General features: G+C 62.2%; 20 protein-coding genes. 14 read left to right on the forward strand and 6 right to left on the reverse strand.

Going from position 1 to position 22,595, the window contains the following annotated elements:
• Window positions 1–23 precede the first annotated feature (23 nt).
• Window positions 24–893 (forward strand): orotidine-5'-phosphate decarboxylase, encoded by an 870-nt coding sequence (pyrF, locus tag VMA09_22625; protein ID HUA36418.1) that lies wholly within the window; start codon window positions 24–26, stop codon window positions 891–893.
• A gap of 33 nt (window positions 894–926) precedes the next feature.
• Here the strand turns inward: pyrF and VMA09_22630 are convergent, their stop codons facing one another.
• Complete coding sequence (locus tag VMA09_22630; protein HUA36419.1) at window positions 927–1,487, reverse strand: ferritin-like domain-containing protein; 561 nt, start codon at window positions 1,485–1,487, stop codon at window positions 927–929.
• A 256-nt stretch (window positions 1,488–1,743) separates the two neighbouring features.
• On the opposite strand from VMA09_22630, the gene dprA reads away from it, so the two are divergent.
• The 4 genes from dprA to VMA09_22650 all read left to right on the forward strand — a co-directional run bounded on the left by dprA (window position 1,744) and on the right by VMA09_22650 (window position 6,364).
• Window positions 1,744–2,898: a DNA-processing protein DprA gene (gene dprA, locus VMA09_22635; GenBank protein HUA36420.1), complete on the forward strand. Its 1,155-nt coding sequence runs from the start codon at window positions 1,744–1,746 to the stop codon at window positions 2,896–2,898.
• 68 nt (window positions 2,899–2,966) lie between these two features.
• The gene (gene topA, locus VMA09_22640; protein ID HUA36421.1) at window positions 2,967–5,288 is read left to right on the forward strand and encodes a type I DNA topoisomerase; all 2,322 of its coding nucleotides are present in this window, start codon (window positions 2,967–2,969) and stop codon (window positions 5,286–5,288) included.
• Window positions 5,289–5,298: 10 nt separating this feature from the next.
• Window positions 5,299–5,814, forward strand: a complete 516-nt coding sequence (locus VMA09_22645; GenBank protein HUA36422.1) for a hypothetical protein — start codon at window positions 5,299–5,301, stop codon at window positions 5,812–5,814.
• A gap of 79 nt (window positions 5,815–5,893) precedes the next feature.
• Window positions 5,894–6,364 carry a hypothetical protein gene (locus tag VMA09_22650; protein ID HUA36423.1) on the forward strand — a complete coding sequence of 157 codons (471 nt, stop codon included), beginning with the start codon at window positions 5,894–5,896 and terminating at the stop codon, window positions 6,362–6,364.
• Between the two features lie 315 nt (window positions 6,365–6,679).
• Here VMA09_22650 and VMA09_22655 read toward each other — a convergent pair whose 3' ends face one another.
• Both VMA09_22655 and VMA09_22660 read right to left on the reverse strand, forming a co-directional pair.
• Window positions 6,680–7,999 (reverse strand): RNA polymerase sigma factor, encoded by a 1,320-nt coding sequence (locus VMA09_22655; GenBank protein HUA36424.1) that lies wholly within the window; start codon window positions 7,997–7,999, stop codon window positions 6,680–6,682.
• A 12-nt stretch (window positions 8,000–8,011) separates the two neighbouring features.
• A complete protein-coding gene (locus tag VMA09_22660; protein ID HUA36425.1) occupies window positions 8,012–8,365 on the reverse strand; it encodes a YciI family protein in 354 nt (117 codons plus the stop codon).
• A gap of 131 nt (window positions 8,366–8,496) precedes the next feature.
• On the opposite strand from VMA09_22660, the gene trmFO reads away from it, so the two are divergent.
• The 9 genes from trmFO to VMA09_22705 all read left to right on the forward strand — a co-directional run bounded on the left by trmFO (window position 8,497) and on the right by VMA09_22705 (window position 19,512).
• Window positions 8,497–9,843, forward strand: coding sequence for a methylenetetrahydrofolate--tRNA-(uracil(54)-C(5))-methyltransferase (FADH(2)-oxidizing) TrmFO (gene trmFO / locus VMA09_22665; protein HUA36426.1), 1,347 nt, complete (start codon window positions 8,497–8,499; stop codon window positions 9,841–9,843).
• Window positions 9,840–10,757, forward strand: coding sequence for a Ppx/GppA phosphatase family protein (locus tag VMA09_22670; GenBank protein HUA36427.1), 918 nt, complete (start codon window positions 9,840–9,842; stop codon window positions 10,755–10,757). The genes trmFO and VMA09_22670 overlap by 4 nt, the downstream gene beginning before the upstream one ends.
• Window positions 10,758–10,902: 145 nt before the next feature.
• On the forward strand, window positions 10,903–12,780 hold the full coding sequence (locus tag VMA09_22675) for an FAD-binding oxidoreductase (protein HUA36428.1): 1,878 nt from the start codon (window positions 10,903–10,905) through the stop codon (window positions 12,778–12,780).
• 93 nt (window positions 12,781–12,873) lie between these two features.
• Window positions 12,874–13,143: an HU family DNA-binding protein gene (locus VMA09_22680; GenBank protein ID HUA36429.1), complete on the forward strand. Its 270-nt coding sequence runs from the start codon at window positions 12,874–12,876 to the stop codon at window positions 13,141–13,143.
• Between the two features lie 56 nt (window positions 13,144–13,199).
• Window positions 13,200–14,567 (forward strand): glycosyltransferase family 39 protein, encoded by a 1,368-nt coding sequence (locus VMA09_22685; protein HUA36430.1) that lies wholly within the window; start codon window positions 13,200–13,202, stop codon window positions 14,565–14,567.
• Window positions 14,568–14,664: 97 nt separating this feature from the next.
• Window positions 14,665–16,209, forward strand: a complete 1,545-nt coding sequence (locus tag VMA09_22690) for a hypothetical protein (protein HUA36431.1) — start codon at window positions 14,665–14,667, stop codon at window positions 16,207–16,209.
• 327 nt (window positions 16,210–16,536) lie between these two features.
• Complete coding sequence (locus VMA09_22695) at window positions 16,537–17,628, forward strand: Zn-dependent alcohol dehydrogenase (GenBank protein ID HUA36432.1); 1,092 nt, start codon at window positions 16,537–16,539, stop codon at window positions 17,626–17,628.
• Between the two features lie 27 nt (window positions 17,629–17,655).
• Window positions 17,656–18,741, forward strand: coding sequence for a Zn-dependent alcohol dehydrogenase (locus tag VMA09_22700; GenBank protein HUA36433.1), 1,086 nt, complete (start codon window positions 17,656–17,658; stop codon window positions 18,739–18,741).
• 36 nt (window positions 18,742–18,777) lie between these two features.
• The gene (locus VMA09_22705; protein ID HUA36434.1) at window positions 18,778–19,512 is read left to right on the forward strand and encodes an alpha/beta fold hydrolase; all 735 of its coding nucleotides are present in this window, start codon (window positions 18,778–18,780) and stop codon (window positions 19,510–19,512) included.
• On the opposite strand, the gene dapA is transcribed toward VMA09_22705, so the two are convergent.
• Genes dapA through lysA form a run of 3 tightly spaced genes read right to left on the reverse strand, consistent with a single transcriptional unit; the run spans window position 19,509 to window position 22,561 of the window.
• Entirely contained in the window at window positions 19,509–20,381 is an 873-nt protein-coding gene (dapA, locus tag VMA09_22710; protein HUA36435.1) for a 4-hydroxy-tetrahydrodipicolinate synthase, read from the reverse strand. The genes VMA09_22705 and dapA overlap by 4 nt on opposite strands.
• A 21-nt stretch (window positions 20,382–20,402) precedes the next feature.
• Window positions 20,403–21,293, reverse strand: coding sequence for a diaminopimelate epimerase (dapF, locus tag VMA09_22715; GenBank protein ID HUA36436.1), 891 nt, complete (start codon window positions 21,291–21,293; stop codon window positions 20,403–20,405).
• 8 nt (window positions 21,294–21,301) lie between these two features.
• Complete coding sequence (gene lysA / locus VMA09_22720) at window positions 21,302–22,561, reverse strand: diaminopimelate decarboxylase (GenBank protein ID HUA36437.1); 1,260 nt, start codon at window positions 22,559–22,561, stop codon at window positions 21,302–21,304.
• Between the last annotated feature and the right edge of the window lie 34 nt (window positions 22,562–22,595).

Consider the following 22,595-nt stretch of genomic DNA (forward strand, 5'->3'; position numbering starts at 1 on the left):
GCATCTGTGCGATCATGATTTCGATGAACTTCGCTGACCGGCTGGCCGAGGAGATCCGCCGCAAGAACTCTTTCGCGATTCTCGGCGTTGATCCGCAGCTTGATACGAAAACCACGCCCGGTGTGCCGGCAGGCTATTCGCTCGCGAGTTACTGCTGCGAGATTGTCGAGGCATGCGCGCCGCACATCGCAGCGATCAAACCGCAGCTCGCGTTCTTCGAAGCGCGCGGCCTCGAAGGCATGCGTGCGTACGTTGAAGTTCTCAAACTCGCGCGGCGGCTTGGTCTCGTCACGATCGCGGACGCCAAGCGCGGCGATATTGGTACGACCTCGGCGGCATACGCGGAGGCGTTCCTCGGCGACGGCGACTTCGCGGCTGATGCCGTGACGGTGAATCCCTACCAGGGCAGCGACGCGACGATGCCATTTATAGCGCGCGTCCCGCGCGGGCGTGGCCTGTTCGTTTTGGTCAAAACCTCGAATCCGTCGTCAGGCGAGTTCCAGGATGTGCAGAGCGGTGAGCGCACGATGTGGGAGGTGGTCGCGGCGCGCGTCAACGGATGGGGCGGCGATCATATCGGTCAGAGCGGTCTCTCCGCCGTCGGCGCGGTTGTGGGCGCGACTTATCCGGTGCAGGCGCGACGCGCTCGCGAGCTGATGCCCAATGCGACGATTCTCGTTCCCGGCTATGGCACGCAGGGCGCGTCCGCGGCGGACGCGGTCGCGGCGGCGCGGCCCGATGGAACCGGCATCGTTGTCAATTCCAGTCGTGGCCTGATGTACGCATATCTGAACAAAGCGGGAGCAAAACCCGGCGAGGCGGCTGCCGAAGCCGCAGCGGTGATGCGCGCGGAACTCAACGCAGCGATAAATCAGGCGCGGCGCGCCGCCTGAATCATTTTCGAGTCCGAATTTTTGGGAGTTGCTCTAGGAGCGCATCAGCGCGGCTTCGTCGGCCGCGAGCGTCGCGAAGACTTCGCGATCGATCCTGCGGTAGCGCTCGAGCGCTTCGTCGGCCGTCTCTTCCTTGCCTTCAGCCTTGGCGATATCGCGCAGCTCTTTCTCGATCCACGAGAGATGCCACGATTCGTCCTTGGTTACGGCCTTCAGCACTTCCATCGTTTCGGGATCGACGTTGGGCAGCGCCATGTGCGCGTTGTAGCGGCTCTGCGCGCGCTCCTCGACCACAACGGTCAGAGCGAGCAGGTCGATAAGAGTCTTGGGAACGCCGGTGCGAAGGCCGAGCCGGCGCTGATAGCCGTCATCTATAACGACTGGAGCGCCGCCGAGATCAGAGATCCGCTTGGTCCACAGGAACGCATGACGAGTCTCGTCGGCGAGGTGCGCGGCCATCTTGAGCTGGGCTTCACCGCCCTTCAGACGGCCGAGAAGGTTGAAAAGCAAACGCGCCCCGCGAAGTTCGGCGTCGCGATAAAAGCTGAAAATTACGATTTGCTTCTCGGCCGCTGACAGTCCGTTCGAATCCATCAATTACTTCTGCTCCGTCCCTGGCCAACCCGTCCCTCGGTCAGCGATTGTTGAAATAGTTTGGCCCAGATTGAGTGGGCCGCGGAGGGATTGTTGCGGCCAAGTTATGTGATTCGGCATCGGTGGTCAAGAAAATCACCACAAACAGCGCTTTTATAGTTGCCTGTTGGCGTTAAGAGGTTCTTATTGTAGTAGTACGATTTAGCTAGGTATTTGTTTCGGAAAAGGGGGACCGCGTCCTAAGCGGTATTAGCGGATGCAATCGGCTGACGCATGCTGGATCGCGCTTCGCCAGGTGAACGGAGTCGGAGCGCGCATTTATCGATTGATACTTGAAAAGTTCGGCACTCCCGAGCGGGCATTCGAGGCCAGCGCTAGCGATATTGCTGCTATCGGCGTGCCCCGGCAGACTGCCTACAACGTCAGCCAGTTTCGGGATTTCACCCTCGCCGAGAAGCAGCTCTGCGAGTTGCCGCGAATCGGGGCAAGGCTGGTGCGTTGGACCGATCCGGAATATCCGCCGAATCTAAAGCACATCGCCGATCCTCCGCCGTTCCTGTTCGTGCGCGGCGATGCGCCGCTGACCGATTCGCATTGCGTCGCGATCGTTGGCGCGCGAGCCGCAAGCGACGGCGGCCGTCGGATGGCACAGCGACTCGGCTTCGAGCTCGCGGCCAAGGGTTTCACTGTCGTGAGCGGCCTTGCGCGCGGAATCGATGGCGAGGCGCATCAGGGTGCGCTGGACGCGGGCGGCAGAACGATCGCGGTCATGGGATGCGGAATCGACGTGATCTATCCCGCAGAGCATCGCAAGCTCGCCGAGGCGATCATCGAAAAAGGCGGCGCATTGATGTCGGAGCTGCCGGTTGGCACCCAACCGCTGGCCGAGAACTTCCCGACCCGCAACCGGATTCTCTCGGGCCTCGCCTTGGGAGTGGTTGTCGTCGAGGCTGCTGAAAAAAGCGGCTCGCTTATATCGGCGCGGATGGCGTTGGAGCAGGATCGTCAGGTCTTCGCTGTGCCGGGCAGCCCGGTAAGCGGCAAGGCGCGCGGTAGTAATCGACTTTTAAAAGAAGGCGCGAAACTCGTAGAATGTGTAGAAGATGTAATCGAGGAGCTGGCGCCGCAGCTCGCGCTCGGTCCAAAGATGCTGTCTATACCGCAGCCGAGCTCGGCAAAGCGCGAAAAGACTGAAAAAAGCGGCGGCAATTCGCAAACCGAATCGGAGCAAAACACTGTTGATGAGGCTAAACTTATCCTTGAGGCTCTGAAGCATGATGAAAGACTTCATGTTGATTCGATTATTGAAGCTACAGCGCTCAAGACGCAGATCGTGCTTAGGTTGTTACTCGAACTTGAGCTTCGCGGCCTCGTCGCCCAACATCCGGGCAAGCTTTTCTCACTCGCGTGATTTGTGCAGGATGGGAAGCGGCCCGGGAGTCAGCCGAGCCGCGAACCAGAACCGGAGGCACCTAGCTATTGGCTAAGAACCTCGTCATCGTTGAATCGCCGGCCAAGGCCAAGACGATAAAGCGCTACTTGGGGGCAAACTATGTCGTCACGCCCTCGGTCGGCCACGTCATGGACCTGCCAAAGAGCAAGCTCGGCGTCGATATCGAACACGATTTCAAGCCCGAGTACCACGTCATCCCGGGCAAGACCAAGGTACTCGACGAAATCAAGGGCGCGGCCAAAGGCAAGGACCACATCTATCTCGCGACCGACCCTGATCGCGAAGGAGAGGCGATCGCCTGGCACATCCGCGACAAGCTCGGAAAGACCAAAGCGCAGGTGCATCGCATCCTGCTGCACGAGATTACGCAATCGGCGGTCAAAGCGGCGGTCGCGAATCCGACGACCCTGAACGAGCATCTCTACGATGCGCAGCAGGCGCGACGCGTGCTCGATCGGCTGGTCGGCTACAAGATAAGCCCTTTGCTCTGGGACAAGGTAAAGCGCGGCATCAGCGCCGGCCGCGTTCAGTCTCCTGCCCTCAGAATCGTTGTAGAGCGCGAGCGCGAACGTGAGGCGTTTCGCGCCGAGGAATACTGGACCCTCGATGCGAACCTGCAAGGCGCGAATCCTCCTGCCTTCAAGGCGCGCCTCTTCAGCCACAAAGACCAGCGCATCGACAACAAGAACTACAAGATGCCCGAGGCCGAGGCGCGCGCGATCATCGCCGCAGTCGAGTACGCTCCGTTCAAGATCAAGAGCATCGAGCGCAAGGAAGTCCGCCGGACTCCAGCGCCGCCGTTCATCACTTCGCGCCTCCAGCAGGAGGCCTCGCGCCGGCTGTACTTCTCGCCGCGCAAGACGATGCAGGTGGCGCAGCGGCTTTACGAGGGCATCGAGCTGGGCGACCAGGGCGCGGTCGGCCTTATCACCTATATGCGTACTGATTCGCCGCGCGTTTCCGACGCGGCGCTCGAATCGGTCCGCGCCAATATTAATGATCGCTACGGCGCGAAGTACCTCCCCGAGAAGCCGAACTTCTACAAGTCCGGCAAGCAGGCTCAGGGCGCGCACGAGGCTATCCGCCCGACCGCCGTCGAGCGCGACCCCGAATCGATGGCGCGTTACCTCGGCAAGGACGAACTCGCGCTCTACACGCTGATTTGGAACCGCTTCGTTTCGAGCCAGATGACGCCAGCGGTTTATGATCGTACCACGGTCGATATCGAATCCGCCGACGACACGATCTTTCGCGCCACCGGCCAGGTGATGAAGTTCGACGGTTTCATGCGGGTGTATATCGAGGGCCAGGACGACGCCGCCGAGGACGAGGACGGCACGCTGCCACTTCTGGCCGAGGGCGAGATCCTCAAGCTGCTGGGACTCGAACCAGAGCAGCACTTCACGCAGCCTCCGCCGCGCTATACTCAAGCCACGCTCATCAAGGAGCTCGAAGAACGCGGCATCGGGCGGCCGTCCACCTACGCCACGATCATCACCAGCATCCTGCGGGAATACGTCGAGGAAGATGAGAGCAAGCGGCTGCGTCCGACATCGCTCGGGCGGGTCGTCTGCGACATGCTGACGGCGGCATTTCCGAACATCGTCGAGAGTGGCTTCACCGCGCAGATGGAAGAAAACCTCGACCAGGTCGAAGAAGGGACCCAGGGCTGGGTGCAGACGCTCAAGTCCTTCTACGGTCCGTTCGAGGAACAGCTCGGGCACGCCAAAGAGAAGATGCCGGAGGTCAAGCGCAAGGGCCTCCCCACCGGCATCAAGTGCCCGACCGACGGCGGCGAGATGGTTATCAAGTGGGGCCGCAACGGCGAGTTCCTCGCCTGCTCCAACTATCCCGACTGCACGACGACCAGCGAGTTCGGCCGCGACGAGCAGGGCAATATCAAGATTCGCGAGGCCAGCGCGCCGGCGCTCACCGACGAGACCTGCGAGAAGTGCGGCAAGCCGATGGTGATGCGGCGCTCGCGCTTCGGCGAGTTTCTCGGATGCTCGGGCTATCCGGACTGCGACGGAATCAAGCGGCTCAAGGCCGACCCGGTGAAGACGGGAGTCGCGTGCCCCGAATGCAAAGAGGGTGAGATCCTCGAGCGTCGCAGCCGGCGCGGCAAGCTGTTCTACGGATGCGGCCGCTATCCGAAGTGCAAGTTCGCGAGCTGGGACAAGGTAATCGCGCAGCCGTGCCCGCAATGCGGCGCACCGTATATTACCGAGAAAGTCACCAAGCGCGACGGCGTCACATTGCAGTGCGCCAACAAGGAATGCGGCTACAAAGCCCGCGGCCCGGCAGCGTCGGAACCGGGCGAGCCGCCGGCGTCGTCACCAACGGTCTAGTCCGACGCAGATGGCGCGATACGGATCCATCGCAAGCGCGGCACTCGTCGCGCTGACGCTGTCCGCATGCGGCCCATCGTCGAATCCATCGCAAGTTCCGTCGGAGCGCCCCGCGCTCATCGAGAAGCTTGCGGCAGCCAGGCAAACTGATCTGCAGGACGCGCTCGCGCCCGGTCTAAATCCTGTCGCGCAGGGTGACTTCGAGCACTCAGCTCAGAAAGCCGACGAGGCGATCGGCAAGCTGCAGCAAGGCCAGTTCGTTTCGCGGCGCGATCTGAATCTCGCGATGACGGTTCCGCCCGGTGAGCTCACGCCCGCGCAGCGGCAAGACTTTATCGACCAGCTCCAGGCTGCCAAAAAGCTCGACGAGACGGGCGTCCTCGATTCGTCGCGCGAGCCGATCAGGAGCGAGGACTACACCGTTCAAATCGGCATGATCGATCAAACGATCGCACAACTGCGCAGCGGCGCCACAGTCTCGTGGTGGACAATCCAGCAGGCGCTCTTCGTTCCGCAGAATCCCTAGCCGCGCATCCTTTCTGGCGGCTACCCATGGTTCGCCGGTGAAGTCGCTACCTCGCCATGCTGCGTTTCTTCTCGCCGCGATGTTATCCGCGTGCGCATCGACCAATCCCGCGAGCTCACCGCAGCAGCGCGACGCGCTCATTGCACAGCTCGAAGCCGCAAAGCAGACCGACCAGCGCAATGCCCTCGCGCCCGGCATCAACCCAATCACGCAGGGCGATTTCATGCACTCGGCGACCAAAGTCGACGCAGTCGTCGCGGCGGTGCGGCAAGGCCAATACGTATCGGATCGCGATCTGAGGCTGGCGCTGACGGTGCCGCCAAAGTCGATGTCGGCCGAGCAGCGCCAGGATTACATCAACCAGCTACAGGCCGCGCGTGATTTGGACCGTCATGGCGTCCAGGATTACACGTGGGACTCGCCAGGCAAGGTCCAGGACTACGCCGTCCAGATCAAAATGATCGATGAGGCGATCGCGCTGTTGCGCACCGACCAGCCCGTTTCATGGTGGCAAATCCAGCAAGCCCTCCACGTCCCGCCGAATCCGTAGTTGTTAGGTGCGGTGCGCACGCAGGACAATCCCGCGACCAATCCAATAAATGTGGGGCCCGGCGCACTCGACAATTTCTCGCGCTCGCTGGAGAACCTCGTAATGCGGTGACATTCTGGCTTGATGGAATGGACGGCTCTCAGGTTACTCACATTTTCGACGATCAGGGCGGGACGGTAACCAAAGCCAACCGGAAAGAGACTTTACCTCCGTAAAATGGAATAGTTAATCGGCGCTGATCTGTTGCGGTTGATCGGAGATGCCTGATGCGCGCCATCGCGCGTCAGGCATTTTATCGCGGACGAATCCGCAGAATTAGACGCGCTTGTTTACCTCATCGAGTCTTCGTCGAAGGAATCTCTGCTCGGGTTCTGTGCCGGCCAACTCAAGTGCGCGGCGATACGAATCCGCCGCCGCGTCCCATCGGCCGAGCCGTCGTAAAAGGTCCGCCTTGGCTGCGTGGAGCAGGAAATAGTCATTGAGCTGTTGAGTCGCCTCGAGTCGGTCAATCAGCTTCAGCCCTCGTTCTGGTCCGTCAGCCATCGCGATCGCCACAGCGTGGTTGAGCGCCACGATGGGCGTCGGAGTTAATTCAGACAGCTTTTCATAGAGAGCCGCGATCGCGCGCCAGGCGGTAGCTTCGAATCGCGCGGCGCGCGAATGCTCGGTCGCGATCGCCGCCTGGATCGCATATTGTCCCGGCTCGGACGACCGCATCGCTTCGGCGGCGAGTGCGAGACCTTCGGCGATCTCATCGCGATGCCAGCTCGAGCGATCCTGGTCTTCGAGCAGAACGATGTCGCCGTTCGCATCGACGCGGGTGTCGCGGCGCGAGTGATGCAGCAGCATCAGCGCGAGCAGTCCGCGGACCTCGCGATACGTCGGCATCAGTTCGACGAGAATCCTGCCGAGACGAATCGCTTCCGCGGAAAGGTCGGTGCGAAGGAGTTCCGCTCCAGAAGTTGCGGCGTAGCCTTCGTTGAAGACCAGGTAAATCACCGCCATAACCGCGTCGAGGCGCTCGCTGAGCGTCTCCGGCGGCGGGACCTGGTACGGAATGCCGGCGGTACTGATCTTGCGCTTCGCGCGGACCAATCGCTGCGCCATCGTCGGCACTGGCACGACAAAGGCCCGCGCGATCTCCTCCGTCCTCAGCCCGCACAGCGTCCGCAGCGCCAGCGGCACCTGCACATCGCGCGCAAGTGCGGGATGACAACATGTGAAAATCAGGTTCAGCCGTTCGTCGGGCACCGCGCGATCCTCTGATTCGTCGTCGTCGCGCATGCTCTCGAGCTCGATGACCCTTTTGATCTCATCCTGGCGCTCGTCGAAGCGCGCGCGCCGCCGGATGCGATCGATTGCCTTGTGCCGTGCGACGCTGACGATCCACGCGCGCGGATTGTGCGGCATCCCCTCGCGCGGCCATTGCTCGAGCGCAATCGCGAACGCATCCTGCACCGCTTCTTCGGCAAGGTCGAAGTCGCTGACCAGACCAATGACCGTTGCGAGAATTCGGCCGTATTCCGCGCGATAAAAACTTTCGAAGCCGCCGGGGTCCATCTCCACCCGGGAGCGTACCGCAGCGGCCTCGCCAACGGCTATCGCAAGGTCGATGTTGAACCGTTGCAGGTTCACGGGGGAACAAACTTACATGTTCATCTTCATGATCGGCCGCACTTCGATCGAGCCGGTGAGCGCGCCGGGGATCTTCGCCGCGATCGCGATCGCGTCATCGAGGTCCTTCGCCTCTACCAGGTAGTAGCCGCCGAGCTGCTCCTTGGTTTCGGCGAAGGGGCCGTCGGTGACCACGGTTTTGCCGTTGCGGACTCGCACCGTCGTCGCGCTGCTGGTTCGCTCCAGCGGATTGCCGCCTTTGTTCTTGCCCGAAGCCTGCAGTTCCTGGGTGAACTTCATGTAGCCCTGAAACATCTCCTGACCTTGGGCGGGCCTCATCTTCTGGGCTTCGGCCTCGCTGTTATAAATGAGCAGGATGTATTCCATCGTGAGTCTCCTTTGAGGTTTACTGCCTATAGTCGAACGAGCGTGAACGGGATCGACACTAACGCCGCGAGGCTTTCCTACGAAATGAAATCTTCGGCGGCGAGAGACGTTCGCGCTCTGTTTGCCTGAAGATGACTGAGCCCCAGGTTACTGTTATCGGCGCCGGTCTCGCCGGAAGCGAGGCGGCGTGGCAGCTCGCCCGGCGTGGCGTGCGCGTGCGCCTTATCGAGATGCGTCCGGTCAAGATGACCGAGGCGCATCGCACCCCGGGATTCGCCGAGCTGGTCTGCTCCAACTCGCTGCGCAACGCCTCGCTAGAGACTGCGGTTGGGGTACTGAAAGAAGAGATGCGGCGGCTCGGCTCGCTGGTAATCGCGGCGGCCGATCGCGCACGGGTGCCGGCCGGCTCTGCGCTCGCGGTGGATCGTGACGACTTCTCGCGAATCATCACCGAGACTCTTGAGCGTGAACCTTCTGTCACGATCGAGCGCGCCGAAGCATCGAGCATCCCGGACGGTCGCGCGATAATCGCCTCGGGGCCTCTCACCAGTGCCGCGCTTGGTGATGCGCTCAACAATCTGATCGGACCGCGCAATCTCTACTTCTACGATGCGATCGCGCCGATTGTCGCGGCTGATTCAATCGACATGAACGTCGCGTGGCGGGCCTCGCGCTACGACAAGGGCGGCGACGATTATATCAACTGCCCGATGACCGAGGACGAGTACGAGGCGTTCATCGATGCGGTCATCGCGGCGGACAAGGTCGAGCTGCATCCGTTCGAGAAGCCGCTCTACTTCGAAGGATGCATGCCGATCGAGGAGATGGCGCGGCGCGGGCGCCAGACACTCGCATTCGGCCCGATGCGTCCGGTTGGTTTGCGCGATCCGAGCGGCCGCCGTCCGTTCGCGGTCGTGCAGCTTCGCCAGGACGACACCGAAGGCCAGCTCTACAATATCGTCGGATTCCAGACCAAGATGACGCACCCGGAGCAGCGGCGCGTGTTGCGGATGATTCCCGGCCTCGGGCGCGCCGAGTTCGTGCGTTTGGGCTCGTTGCATCGCAATACTTTTATCGATTCGCCGCGACTCCTCGCGCCGACGTTGCAGCTTCGCAAGCGCGACGAGCTCTTTCTTGCAGGCCAGATGATCGGCGTCGAAGGTTACGTCGAATCCGCCGCCGCAGGGTTGCTGGCCGCAATCAACGCGCAACGTTTGATCGAGGGCCGCGCACTCGTCGTGCCGCCGCCTGAGACCGCGCTTGGATCTCTCGTGGCGTATATCACAGACACGACGCGCAAGGACTTCCAGCCGATGAACGCGAACTACGGCTTGATGCCCGCACTTGCCGGCCGCTTTCGCGGACGCGAGAAGAAAATCGCGCAGGGAGAACGCGCGCTCGCCGCAATCGATCGCTGGATCGCTTCTAACGCGATTGAACCACCCGGCGGCGATCAAGCCGCTGCGGCGCGCTCATGAAGCTGGCCGCGTTCGACGTCGGGACCAACACCGTGTTGATGCTCGCCGTCGAAGTTGGAGATGATCAGTATCCGCGGGTGCTCGCGGAACTCGGACGGATCGCGCGGCTCGGCCGCGGCGTCGACCGCACGGGCGCGCTCGACCCCGAAACATCGGCGAATACACTGGCGACGATCGAGGAATTCGCGCGGCGCGCACGCGAGCTCGGCGTCGGGAAATTCGATGCAGTCGCGACGAGCGCATTGCGCGATGCAGGCGACGGCGATGCCTTTATCGTGGCGGTGCGCGAGCGCACGGGCGTTGAGCTCCGCGTGATCTCAGGCGCAGAGGAAGCAGCTTTGTCGCATCTCGCGGTAATGCGCGGTCTGCCCATCGATCCCGCCGGCAAGCTGCTCATCGTCGACATTGGCGGCGGCTCGACCGAGCTGATTCGTGCCGAGCCCGGACGGCCGCTCGATCTTGCGAGCCTTCAACTTGGGTCGGTGAGGCTCACCGAGCGAATGGTTCGCGGCGATCCGCCCACTGCTGCCGAGATTGCCAAGCTCCGCGAGACGATCGACGGAACGCTCGCGATCGCCGCGTGGGATTTTCGTCCCGATGCGGTGGTCGGAATCGCGGGCACGGTGACGACGATTTGCGCCGTGTCGGAGGGCCTTGATGTCGATCAGCTTGGCTCGACGCATGGCCGCACGATCGCGCTTTCCGAAGTGAAGCGCGTCCGCGAGCTCTTTGGCGCGATGCCTCTGACAAAGCGCCGCAATTTACCGGGACTCGCCGAGGGCCGCGCCGACGTGATTTTCGCTGGCGCCATGATCCTCGAGTGCGTGCTGGAGCGTTTCCATGCGGCCGCGGTGACTGTCAGTGATCAAGGAGTTCGCTGGGGTTTGGTCTGGAGAGCAATCGGCGACGCATAGCGCAGCGCTGGTATTGCATCGTCCGCAACGATCGCGCTGCTGCTCCTGGAACCAAGTCCAATTTCCGCCCACAGATTTCGCTGCGGTATGCTTGGCAGACGAATTGCTGAGTCTCCGAATCGCTAACTCGAACGCGAGGGACCAAATGAACCGGAGAGAATTCCTCAAAGTAGCCGGATCGGCAGCCTTGCTGCCGATGCTGCCGCTCCCGCTGCTCGCCGACACTAGTGTCCGACGATGCCGCCCGGGTGATCCTTCCTGGCCGTCGAAGGCTGCATGGGATCAGCTCAATAAGGCGGTCGGCGGAAATCTGATCACGGTCGATTTTCCGATTTCGATACTGAAGACCGATCCCTCCAGCGACGCGGCCAAGGAGCTCTGGAAGAATCTGAAAAATCCGTTCTTCGTCGGCGATCAGGTTGGGCTGACGGAGAGCCTCGGCTGGGTCGATGCCTGGACCTCGCAGCCGAGCGTGTATGCAGTCGCCGCGCGCAACGCGAGCGACATCGCGGCGGCGGTCAACTTCGCGCGTCAGAACAACCTGCGCCTCGTGGTCAAAGGCGGCGGCCACAGCTACCACGGCACCTCCAACGCACCTGACTCGCTGTTAGTCTGGACCCGCCACATGAACGACATCGCGATGCATCCTTCGTTCGTTCCGCAAGGATGCGAAGGCAAGATCGCTCCTCAACCTGCGGTCACGCTCGGCGCTGGAACGATCTGGATGCAGGCCTACCAGGCGGTCACCACCAAGGGCGGCAAATATGTCCAGGGCGGAGGATGCACGACGGTCGGCGTTGCGGGACTCGTTTCGAGCGGCGGCTTCGGCAGCTATTCGAAACACTACGGCACGGTGGCGGCGAACCTGCTCGAGGCCGAGGTCGTTACCGCCGACGGTCAGATTCGTATCGCGAATGCGTGCAACAACCCGGATCTTTTCTGGGCGCTCAAGGGTGGCGGCGGCGGCAACTTCGGCGTGATCAGCAAGGTCACGGTGCGGGTGCACGATCTGCCAGAATTCGTCGGCGTTGCGAACTTCAAAATCAAAGCGGACTCCGACGACGCGTACCGGCGCCTGATTCGTCAGTTCGTGAGTTTCTACAAAGAGAGCCTTCTCAACGATCATTGGGGCGAGCAGATTCACGTTCGGCCCGACAACATCTTCGAAGTCTCGATGGTCTCGCAGGGGCTCAGCTCGGACGAGGCGAGAAAAATCTGGCAGCCCTTTCTCGATTGGCTCAAAAATTCGTCGAGTGACTATTCGATCCAGGGACATCTGACGATCGGCAGCATCCCGGGTCAGCGCTGGTGGGACGTCCAGTGGTGGAAGGAGCACTGGGCCGAGCTGCCCTTTCCCAACCCGAATGACAGCATGTTTACATCTCTTGTAGACAAAACGCTGTCGCATCTCGTTGAGCAGCCGTTATTTGTGATCGACAAACGGCCAGGCGCGGCGCCTAGCAACGCGTGGTGGCAGGGCGACGCGGGCCAGGTCTCATGGTTCATGTGGGGGATGCAGTCGCTGTGGCTGCCCGAATCCCTGCTCGAGCCTGATTCTCAGCAGCGCTTTGCCGATGCGCTGTTCGCAGCCTCGCGGCATTCGTATCTTGAGCTGCACTTGAACAAGGGGCTCGCCGGTGCTCCGCCCGACGTGATCGAAAGAACACGCGACACTGCGACTAACCCCGCCGTGCTGACCGCGTTCACGCTCGCGATCACCGGCGACGCGCAGCAGCCCGCATATCCCGGAATTCCCGGCCACGAGCCCAACATCGAAGAAGGGCGAAAGGCCGCTGCACGCATCGAGAAGTGCCTGAATGAGCTTCGCGCGGTCGTGCCTGAACCCGGTGCATATGTCAGCGAGAGCAACTACTTCGAAAAGGATTTTCCCAATGCATACTGGGGCAGCAACCGTCAGCGCCTCGCCGACGTGAAAAAGAAATATGATCCCGACGGGCTCTTCTTCGTGCATAACGGAGTCGGATCGGAGGCGTGGAGCCGCGACGGGTTCACCAAGCTCTGACCGGCCTCCAGAGCCATCGCGGGCCGCATCGCGCACGCGACTCTTGCCCGCAGCGCGGCGCGGCATTAGGAACAAAGCGCGGAGGGCTCGTCGATGACCAAGTCGGAATTGATCGAGACCGTGGCGAAAAATACCCGGCAGCCGAAGAAGACCGTGGAGCGGATGCTGGATCTTTCCTTCGAGCAAATCGCCAGGTCCATTCGCAAGGACAAGCGTTTCTGGATTCCGGGCTTCGGCACCTTCACCGTGCGCCGCCGCCGCGCGCGCGCCGGATTCAACCCGCGCACCAATGCGCCGATGACAATCCCGGCCACGCGCACGGTAGGATTTCGGCCCGCGCCGCAGTTAAGGAAGGGTCTCTGAGTTCAGATTTACCCGGCACCCGCGCCGCTTCAGCTTCGCAGCGCCGCGCGATCGCATTGCTGATCGTCTCGGTGGCACTGGTGCTGGGCGCGGCGCTCCGCCTCATGCATCTCGGGACGCGCGAGTTTTCGCCCGACGAAGGCGCATCGTGGGCCGCCGCCTCGGCGCCAACGATCGCCGACGTTATCGCGCAGCAGGCAATCGTGAATCCAGGCAAGCTCGCAATTCACGACTTGATGCTTCATGCGTGGATGGCGACATTCGGCCAGAGCCTCTTTGCGATGCGCGCGCTGTCGGCGCTGCTCGGCACAATCTCGATTGGGCTCGTGTGCTTCGTCGCGCGCGAGATGTTTGCCGAGGACGAGGATTCGCTCCTGGTCGCGGCGGTAAGCGCGTTGATGTTCGCGGTCAACCTCGTTGTCATCAAGTATGCGCGCGAGGTCCGGATGTATCCGGTAATGCTCGCGGCGATTCTGGGTCAGGTGGGGTTCTTCCTGCGCGCGCTGCGGTGCGGGGGGCTCGCGAACCTGGCTGCGCTCGCAATTCTGACCGGGATAGGCGTCGGCGCTAATTTCTCGGCGATGCTCGTGCCGCTGACCGAGGCTGCCTGGCTGCTCTACGTGTTGGGCGCCGCGCGATTTTCGGTTGTCGCGCAAAGAGCGCGCCGCGCATGGGCCGCGGCTATCGCGCTCGCGCTCGGCGGCATGATCCTCGTGCCGAAAATTGTCTCGGCCTTCGGCCAAACCGCGGCGTCGAAGCCAGGCGGAGTCATCCACTGGATCAAGCCGCCGGCGTGGTACGCGCCGCTCGCGTTTTTCAACAAGGCTACCGGTTCAATCGCCTATCCGGTGCTCGCGCTCCTCGCGCTATGGGGGCTTTATCGCCGATGGATCCGCGGCGAGCGGCAGCCAGTCGCTTTTGCGCTGCTCTGGATGTGGGCGCCGCCAGTCATGTTGATGATCGCCTCCTACGCGCTAACGCCGATCTTCGTCGAGCGCTACGCGATGTCGTCATTCGTGCCGTTTTTCATTTTGATCGCGCTGGGCATCGCCGAGTTGCGGCCGCCGCGGCTGTGTGCCGCTGCACTCATTATGGCTGTCGCGCTATCTCTCGGTCACGTCTGGTCCTACGATCGCAAGCCCCACGACACGCAGTACGCCGAGGCAATCGCGGCGGCGCGCACGATCCTCAAGCCTGGAGAGACGATGACGGCCGTGCCGAGCTACGCGATACAGGTGCTGCGCTACTATCTGCCGCCCGAAGATCAATCACAGGCAGTTGATTCAGCTTCGCCTGAGGGTTCATCGGCGAGCGTCATGATCATGGCAGATCAGAATCTGAGTCCCGAAACGGAAGCATCGATCCGGCGCAACTATCCAATCGTGGTAGCGCAGGTCCGCGGCGCCTTAGTCCTAAGAAGATAGGCGCGCTGCGCGACATAGCGAGTTTTCGCACGTCGCTGGTTGCCTCGCATCCGGCGCGCCATCGACCCGTTCCGACTATCGTTTGCAGTGGACGGAAATGAACGCGCCGCAGGGATCGAAATCGCGAGCGCCGTCGCTGATGCGATTTGCGCCCGCGATGGTCGCGCTCCTCGTCGTCGTGATCTCCGCGACCGATCTTGCCGACGTCGACCTCTGGCGTCATCTGAAGTTCGGTGCCGACATGCTGGCGAATCGCGGTCCGATCGCGCGCGATCCCTACGCCTACTCGATTCCGAATCAGCCCTGGATCAGTCACGAATGGTTATCCGAAGTAATCTTCGCGTGGATATTCGCGCGGTTCGGGGTGATCGGCCTGAAGGCGCTGCGCCTTGTCTGCTCGGCGATCACGATCGCGAGCCTCGCAGCCTCGCTCGGCGAGACTTTCGCGCCGATCGGAATTCAACTCGGCGTGATGATTCTCGCCTCGATCGGCCTTATCCCCGGGATGCAGTTTCGGCCGCAGATATTCACCTACGCGATGCTGAGCGTGATCGTCTGGATGCTTACGCGCGACAATTACCGCCGACCTTCGCCGCTTTGGCTCGCGATTCCGATGCTCGCGGTGTGGGCGAATCTTCACGGCGGCTTCGTCGTGGGGCTCGCCGTGCTGAGTGTCTATGCGCTGGTCGCCGGACTTGATGGTTTTATCAGCGGCAATGGGATCGGACGCGCCGCGCATCTCGCTGCGATCGTGATCGGCGCGGCGCTCGCGAGCCTGCTCACTCCCTACGGAATCGGCGCGTGGCGATCTGCGCTTCACACGATCACGCGCCCGCCGATGCTGAGTCACGTGAGCGAATGGCAATCGCTGTTCGCCGGAATGGCGGCCGTGTGGCATCTACCCGGTCTGGCCGTGATATTCGATGTGAGCCTTGCGCTGATGCTCGGCGGATTCACGCTCAGCGTTATCCTCGCGCCGCGTGGCCGCGATCTGCCGCTGGTCGCTGTCGGAGCGTTGATGCTGGCGGCGACTGCCGCGGCGCTGCGTAATATCCCGCTCGGAATCATCGGATGCGCCGCACCGCTGGCGCGGCATTCGATGCTTCTGCTGTCGGCCAGATCGTCGATGCATAGGCAGAGGCGCGCAAGCGTCGCGACACAGACTGTCATCGCCGCAATCGCACTCGCGCTCGCGATCAAGATGGGAGTGCTGTCGCGCAAGCTCGAGGCCGACCGCAGTTATCCCGCGGGCGCGATCGCGTTCATGGCGCAGCACGGACTGCGCGGCAACATCCTTTGCGACTACGAATGGGCCGGTTATGTGCTCTATCACTACGGGCCGAAGTCGCGAGTCTTTATCGACGGCCGCTACGAGATGATCTACCCGGAGCGCATCGCCGAGGATTTCATGACCTTCTACGACGCGCGCGCAGGTGCAGCGCGAGTCCTCGCCTCGTACCCGCATGACTACGTGTTGATTTCATCAAAGGCCCCCGCCCGCAAACTGATGGACGAGAGCAAAGACTGGAGACTCATCTATAGCGACACCGCATCGGTGCTCTGCGCTCGCAGGAAGTCGACGCTCGCCAACGCGCCTAGCACCCCAATCAAAGGCACAGATCCAAAATTCACCTTCCCCTGATCACGCGCGAATCCCTCTCCAATCAACTTGGCCGCCATCCAGTCCGTCACCCCTGGGAGTTTGTGAAGAACTGCGTGGGGTGCCCATATTGCTGACTAGCGGCCCGCCCAATCCGCTCACCATGACGCAAGGAGATTTCGCTTAGGTCGCACAAAATCAATTTGTTCACAGCCGCTCAGGATGACGGACTTGAAGGCGCGCAACCCGCCATCTTTCCCGCCGCTGGTAATGCGCGCGGCGTGTGATAGTTAAAAGGTTCGTCTCCGGCGCCCTTGCCGCGCTGCTGCGGTGCGCTCGGACTCACACTACCGCTCAAGGAGCTTGCGAATGAAAGCCGCTGTTTTTCATGGCCCCGGCCAGCCGCTCAAGATCGAGGACGTCGAACTCGATCATCCGCAGGACCACGAGGTCCTCATCAAGACCGTCGCGTCCGGCGTGTGCCATAGCGATCTGCACTTTGTTGATGGCCTCTATCCATACGCCGCGCCTGCGGTGCTCGGTCACGAGGCCGCCGGAATTATCGAGGAAGTCGGCAAGGCCGTCACTTACGTCAAGCCGGGCGACCACGTGATCTCCTGTCTCTCCGTGTTCTGCGGCTTCTGCAACCAGTGCATGTCGGGGCATCCGAACCGCTGTTCCAACAAGACCGCGACGCAGCGCAAGCCGACCGACAAGCCGCGCATCTCGCAGAAAGGCAAGCCCATCAACCAGTTCCTTGATATCTCGTCCTACTGCGAGAAGATGCTGCTGCATGAGAACGCGGTGGTGAAGATTCGCGAGGACATCCCGCTCGATCGCGCCGCACTCATCGGATGCGGTGTCACGACCGGCGTTGGCGCAGTGCTCAACACGGCGAAAATCGAGCCGGGCTCGACGGTCGCGGTGTTCGGATGCGGCGGCGTCGGAATCGCGGCGATCCAGGGCGCTCGTATCGCGGGCGCGCGCAAGATCATCGCGGTTGATATGTTCGAGAACAAACTCGCGATGGCGAAGCGGTTCGGCGCGACCGACACCGTCGACGCGTCGAACAGCGATCCGGTCGAGGCGATCAAGGATCTCGCGGGCGGCGGCGGCGTCGACTACGCGTTCGAGGCGATCGGTCTCAAGAAAGCCGCCGAGCAGGCCTTCAACGCGCTCAAGCCCGGCGGCACCGCAACCGTGATCGGCATGATTCCGGTCGGGCAGAAGGTCGAAATCGACGGCTTCATGTTCCTCACCGAGCGCAAGCTGCAGGGCAGCAACATGGGATCGAACCGCTTCCGGATCGACATGCCGCGCTACATCGATTTTTATCTCCAGGGCCGACTCAAGCTCGACGAGATGATCAGCCGCCGCGGCAAGCTTGAAGACGTCAACGAAGCGTTCCGCGCGATGAAGGCCGGCGAAGTCGCACGCACCGTGCTGACCTTCGACAACTGAGCGACGTCGCTATCAAGGAGCATTCAGATGAAAGCAGCAATTTTCCACGGTCCCAATCAGCCCCTTAAGATCGAGAATGTCGATATCGACGATCCCAAGGAGCGCGAAGTTCTCGTCCGCACCGTCGCCAGCGGTGTATGCCACAGCGATCTGCATTTCGTAGACGGCCTCTACATGTGGCCGACGCCCGCGATCCTCGGGCACGAAGCGGCAGGAGTCGTCGAGAAGATCGGCTCGCAGGTCACCTACCTGAAGCCCGGCGATCACGTGATCGCGTGCCTGTCGGTTTTCTGCGGCTACTGCGAGGAGTGCATGTCGGGGCATCCCAACCTGTGCTCGAACAAGGCCGCAACGCAGCGCGGTCCGAACGACAAGCCGCGCCTGTCGCAAAACGGCAAGGCCGTCAACCAGTTCGCCGATCTCTCGGGCTACGCCGAGAAGATGCTGGTGCATGAGAACGCGCTGGTTAAGATCGACGAGAAGATCCCGCTCGATCGCGCCGCGCTCATCGGATGCGGCGTCATGACCGGCGTCGGCGCTGCGCTTAACACCGCCAAGGTCGCGCCCGGGTCGACGGTCGCGGTGTTCGGCGCGGGCGGCGTCGGCCTCGCGGTCATACAGGGCGCGCGGGTCGCTGGCGCTCGCATGATCATCGCGGTCGACAAGTTTCCGAACAAGCTCGAGCTCGCAAAGAAGCTGGGCGCTACACACACTGTTAACGCGGGCGAGAAAGATCCGGTCGCCGAGATTCGCACGCTCACCGGCGAAGGGGCGGATTACTCGTTCGAAGCAATTGGTCTCAAATCGGCCGCGGAGCAGGCTTACGAGAGCATTCAGCCCGGTGGAATCGCGACCATCGTCGGCATGGTTCCGCTCGGCCAGAAGGTCGAAGTCGACGGCTTCTCGCTGCTGTTCGAAAAGCGCATCCAGGGATGCTTCATGGGTTCGAACCGCTTCCGCATCGACATGCCGCGCATCATCGATCTGTATCGCCAGGATCGCATCAACCTCGACGACATGGTGAGCCGCCACGGCAAGCTCGAGGACGTGAACGAGGCGTTCCGCGCGATGAAGGCCGGCGAAGTCGCACGCACGGTGCTGATGTTCGAGTAGCGCACAATTAACAGGTAGTTATCGAAGGCGGCCGGCATGTCCGGCCGCTTTCATTCTCGGCGCGTTCGCGAGCGAGCGCGCGACGACCTCGCGCAGCAGGTCGAGGACGCGCGCGGTCGAAAGGCCGAGCGCTTTCACCTCGTCCTCCGCGATCGCGTCGCAGGTGCGCTCCACGGTGAAGAGCTGAACCGCGTCGCGCTCAGCCTGCCCCGCTACGACAGGACCTCCCCTCAGCCGTGTCATCATCTTGATCTGGCGGCGGCGCTGCGCGCGATCGCGAGGCGCTATGCCGAAGTGCTCGCGAGGTTCGTAGATGCAGCGCGAATCGATCGCGCGGTTCTGATCGGCAATTCAATCGGCGGCGCGGCCGCCGTTCAGTATGCAGCTTCGCATCCCGAGCGCGTCGCCGGGATTGTGCTCGAAAATCCAGGCGGGTTGGATGTCATAAACGATCGAATGGGCCGCATTGCCCTCGGTCTCGTGATCCAGTTCTTCAAAGCGGGAGCGCGCGGCGCGTGGTGGTTTCCCGCCGCCTATCGGACGTACTACAGCCGCGTGCTGGCGGCGTGGGCGAAGAACGATCAGCTCGTGCAATGGAAGCGAAACGAACCGACGGTCAGGAAATTTCCCGACCTCCGGGTCGAGCTTTTCGATGCCGGCCACGCCGCTCATCTCGAAAGGCCGAATGAATTTGCCGCCACGGTTGATCGGTTCCTGACTGAGATCGGATGGAACACCGGCACCGCGATCGACGGCGCCGCCGCGCGCTAGATGAGGTTCATCTCCTTCATCACGAGATGAAGCCGTTCCGCGGCCGGCGGCGACATCGGAATGAGCGGCATGCGCAGTTCGTTGGCGCACTTGCCCATCATTGCCATCGCCTGCTTGACCGGGATCGGATTGGTTTCGATGAACAGCGCGCGTATCAGCGGCAACATCTTGTAGTGCGCCTCGCGCGCGAACTCGAAGTTGCCGGCGACGGCGGCGCCAGCGAGGTCATGCATCTGCTTCGGCAGCACGTTGCCGATAGTCGTGATAACGCCCTTGCCGCCGAGTGCGATGATCGGCAGCGTGAGCGCGTCGTCGCCGGAAAGGATCGTGAGCTTTTCGCCGCACAGGCGAATGATGTCGGAGACTTGATCCATCGAGCCGGTCGCTTCCTTGGCGCCGACGATGTTCTTGATTTCGACCAGGCGCGCAAAGGTTTCGGGCGCGATGTTCGAGCCAGTACGGCTCGGGATGTTGTAAACCAGCAGCGGCATGTCGGCTGACTGCGCGATCGTCTTGAAGTGACGGAAGATGCCCTCCTGGGTGGGCCGGTTGTAGTACGGGCAAATCAGGAGAGCGCCATCGGCGCCCATCTCCTGCGCGGCGCGCGTCAGGCGCACTGCCTCTGCCGTGGCGTTGGAGCCGGTGCCGGCGACGACCGGGACACGCTTGCGCGTCTGCTCGATCGTGATCCTGATCACATGTTCGTGCTCGGCATGGGTGAGCGTGGAGGATTCTCCGGTCGAGCCGCACGGCACGAGGCCGTCGATTCCTTCGGCAATCTGCCACTCGATTAATTCGCGCAGCGCGGGCTCATCAACCGCGCCATCGCGAAACGGCGTAATGATCGCCGTCAACGCGCCAGTGAACATCTGAATGCTGCCTCCGACCGGTCAGGCGACCGGAACGATTTCTCCCTCTCCGACTTCGACTTCGCCGCGAAAGACTTCGATCGCTTCGCCGCTCATGAAAACGTGATTGGCGTCGGCGCCGCTCTCGCGCCATTCGATTTCGAGCGTGCCGCCGCGCAACTCGACCTTCGCCTTGCGTTCCGCGCGATCGGTGAGCACGGCTGCGACCAGCGCCGCGCATGCGCCCGTGCCGCAGGCCCAGGTCTCGCCGGAGCCGCGCTCCCACACGCGCATCTTAAGATGGCGTCGCGAGACCGGCAGGATAAACTCGGTGTTAACGCGTTTCGGGAAAAACCCATGATGCTCGAACTTGCGGCCCAGCGCCGCGAAATCGAGATCCTGCAGCTGAAACACCGCCGAGTTGGGAACGAACAATACGCAGTGCGGATTGCCCATCGAGACCGCAGTGATAATTTCCTTGCGGCCGTCGACTTCGAGCGGATAGTTGATGATCCGACCGTCGTCGTTCACCGGGATACGGCGGCCATCGAGAATCGGCTCGCCCATATCGACGGTGGCGCCGACCAAGCGGTCGCCATCGAAGTTGAGCGCGACTGTTTTGAGACCCGCATCGGTCTCGACCACCATCGGATTGGCTTTGACGATCCCGCGATCCCATGCGAGTCGCGCGAGGCATCGGATACCGTTGCCGCACATGTCGCCGCGGCTGCCGTCGGCGTTGTACATCTCCATCCGGATGTCGCCGGCGTGCGAGGGCGTGAGCATGATTAGGCCATCGCCGCCGATGCCAAAATGACGATCGGAAATTCGCTGCGACAACTTAGCGGGATCGACAGGGCGCGCACGGGTCGCAACGACGTAGATATAGTCGTTGCCGCAGCCGTGCATCTTGGTGAAATCCAGCGCGGGCATCGCTCAGCTCACTCGCGGCGCAGCTCGACGATGTGCTCGCCGCGCACGATGTCGTCGAAGCTGTCGCGATCGCGGATGATATGCACGTCCTTACCGTCGACGAGGATCTCGGCGGCGCGCGGTCTGCTGTTGTAGTTCGAGGCCATCACGAAACCGTAGGCACCCGCGCTCATCACGGCGAGCAGGTCACCGGGCTTCGGCTCGGCCATCTCGCGCTCGCGCGCAAAGAAATCGCCGCTCTCGCATACTGGTCCGACGACGTCGGCGATGAACGCCTTGCCGCCCGCGCGGCGATCGACCGGACGAATCTCGTGGTACGCTTCGTAGAGCACAGGCCGAATCAGATCGTTCATCGCACCGTCGATCACGACGAAACGCTTCACGTCGGTTTCCTTGATATAGAGCACGCGCGTCACGAGCACGCCGGCATTGCCGACCATCACGCGACCTGGCTCGGTGATCAGCTTGAGTCCGAGATCGCGCAGCGGAGGCAGCAGTGAGGCCGCATATTCCGACGGCGGCGGCGGCGATTCCTGGTAGGGGATTCCGAGTCCGCCGCCCAGGTCGAGATACTTGAGACTGATGCCCGCGGTGCGCAGGCGCTTCACGATCGCGGCGACCTTCTGCCCCTCTTCGGCAAACGGTCCAACTTCGGTGATCTGCGATCCGATATGCGTGCTGAGCCCGACCAGCTCGAGATTCTTGAGGCTGCGAGCTTCGGCGTAATACTCGTCGACCTGCGAAAGCGGAATGCCAAACTTGCTGTCGCGATGCCCGGTCGAGATGTGTGGATGGGTGCCGGGATCGAGATCGGGATTGACGCGCAGGCTGACGGGCGCACTGCGCTTCATGCGGCCCGCGACTTCCGCGATCCGATGCAGCTCGGGGCGCGACTCGACGTTGATCATGAGGATGCCGGCTTCCAGAGCCGCTGCGATCTCCTCGTCGGTCTTGCCCACGCCTGAAAAAACGATCTTTTTTGGATCCGCGCCGACGCGCAGGCATCGCATCAGCTCGCCCACCGAAACAATGTCGAAACCGGCGCCCATCGAGGCGAACAGCTTCAGGATGCTGAGGTTCGACAGCGCCTTCATGGCGTAGCAGATGAGATGGTCGGTGCCCGCGAAGGCCTCGTCAAAGACGCGAAAATGACGGCGCAGCGTCCGCGTGCTGTAGACGTAAAGGGGCGTGCCGACGCGGCTTGCGAGCTCGGCGAGAGGCACATCCTCGGCGTAGAGTTGATCGTTCTTGTATTCGAAGTAATTCATGTGGAAATCGGCGTCACAGCCGGGTCGTCAAAAG

The organism is Candidatus Binataceae bacterium, assembly GCA_035508495.1.
Lineage (GTDB): Bacteria > Desulfobacterota > Binatia > Binatales > Binataceae > JASHPB01.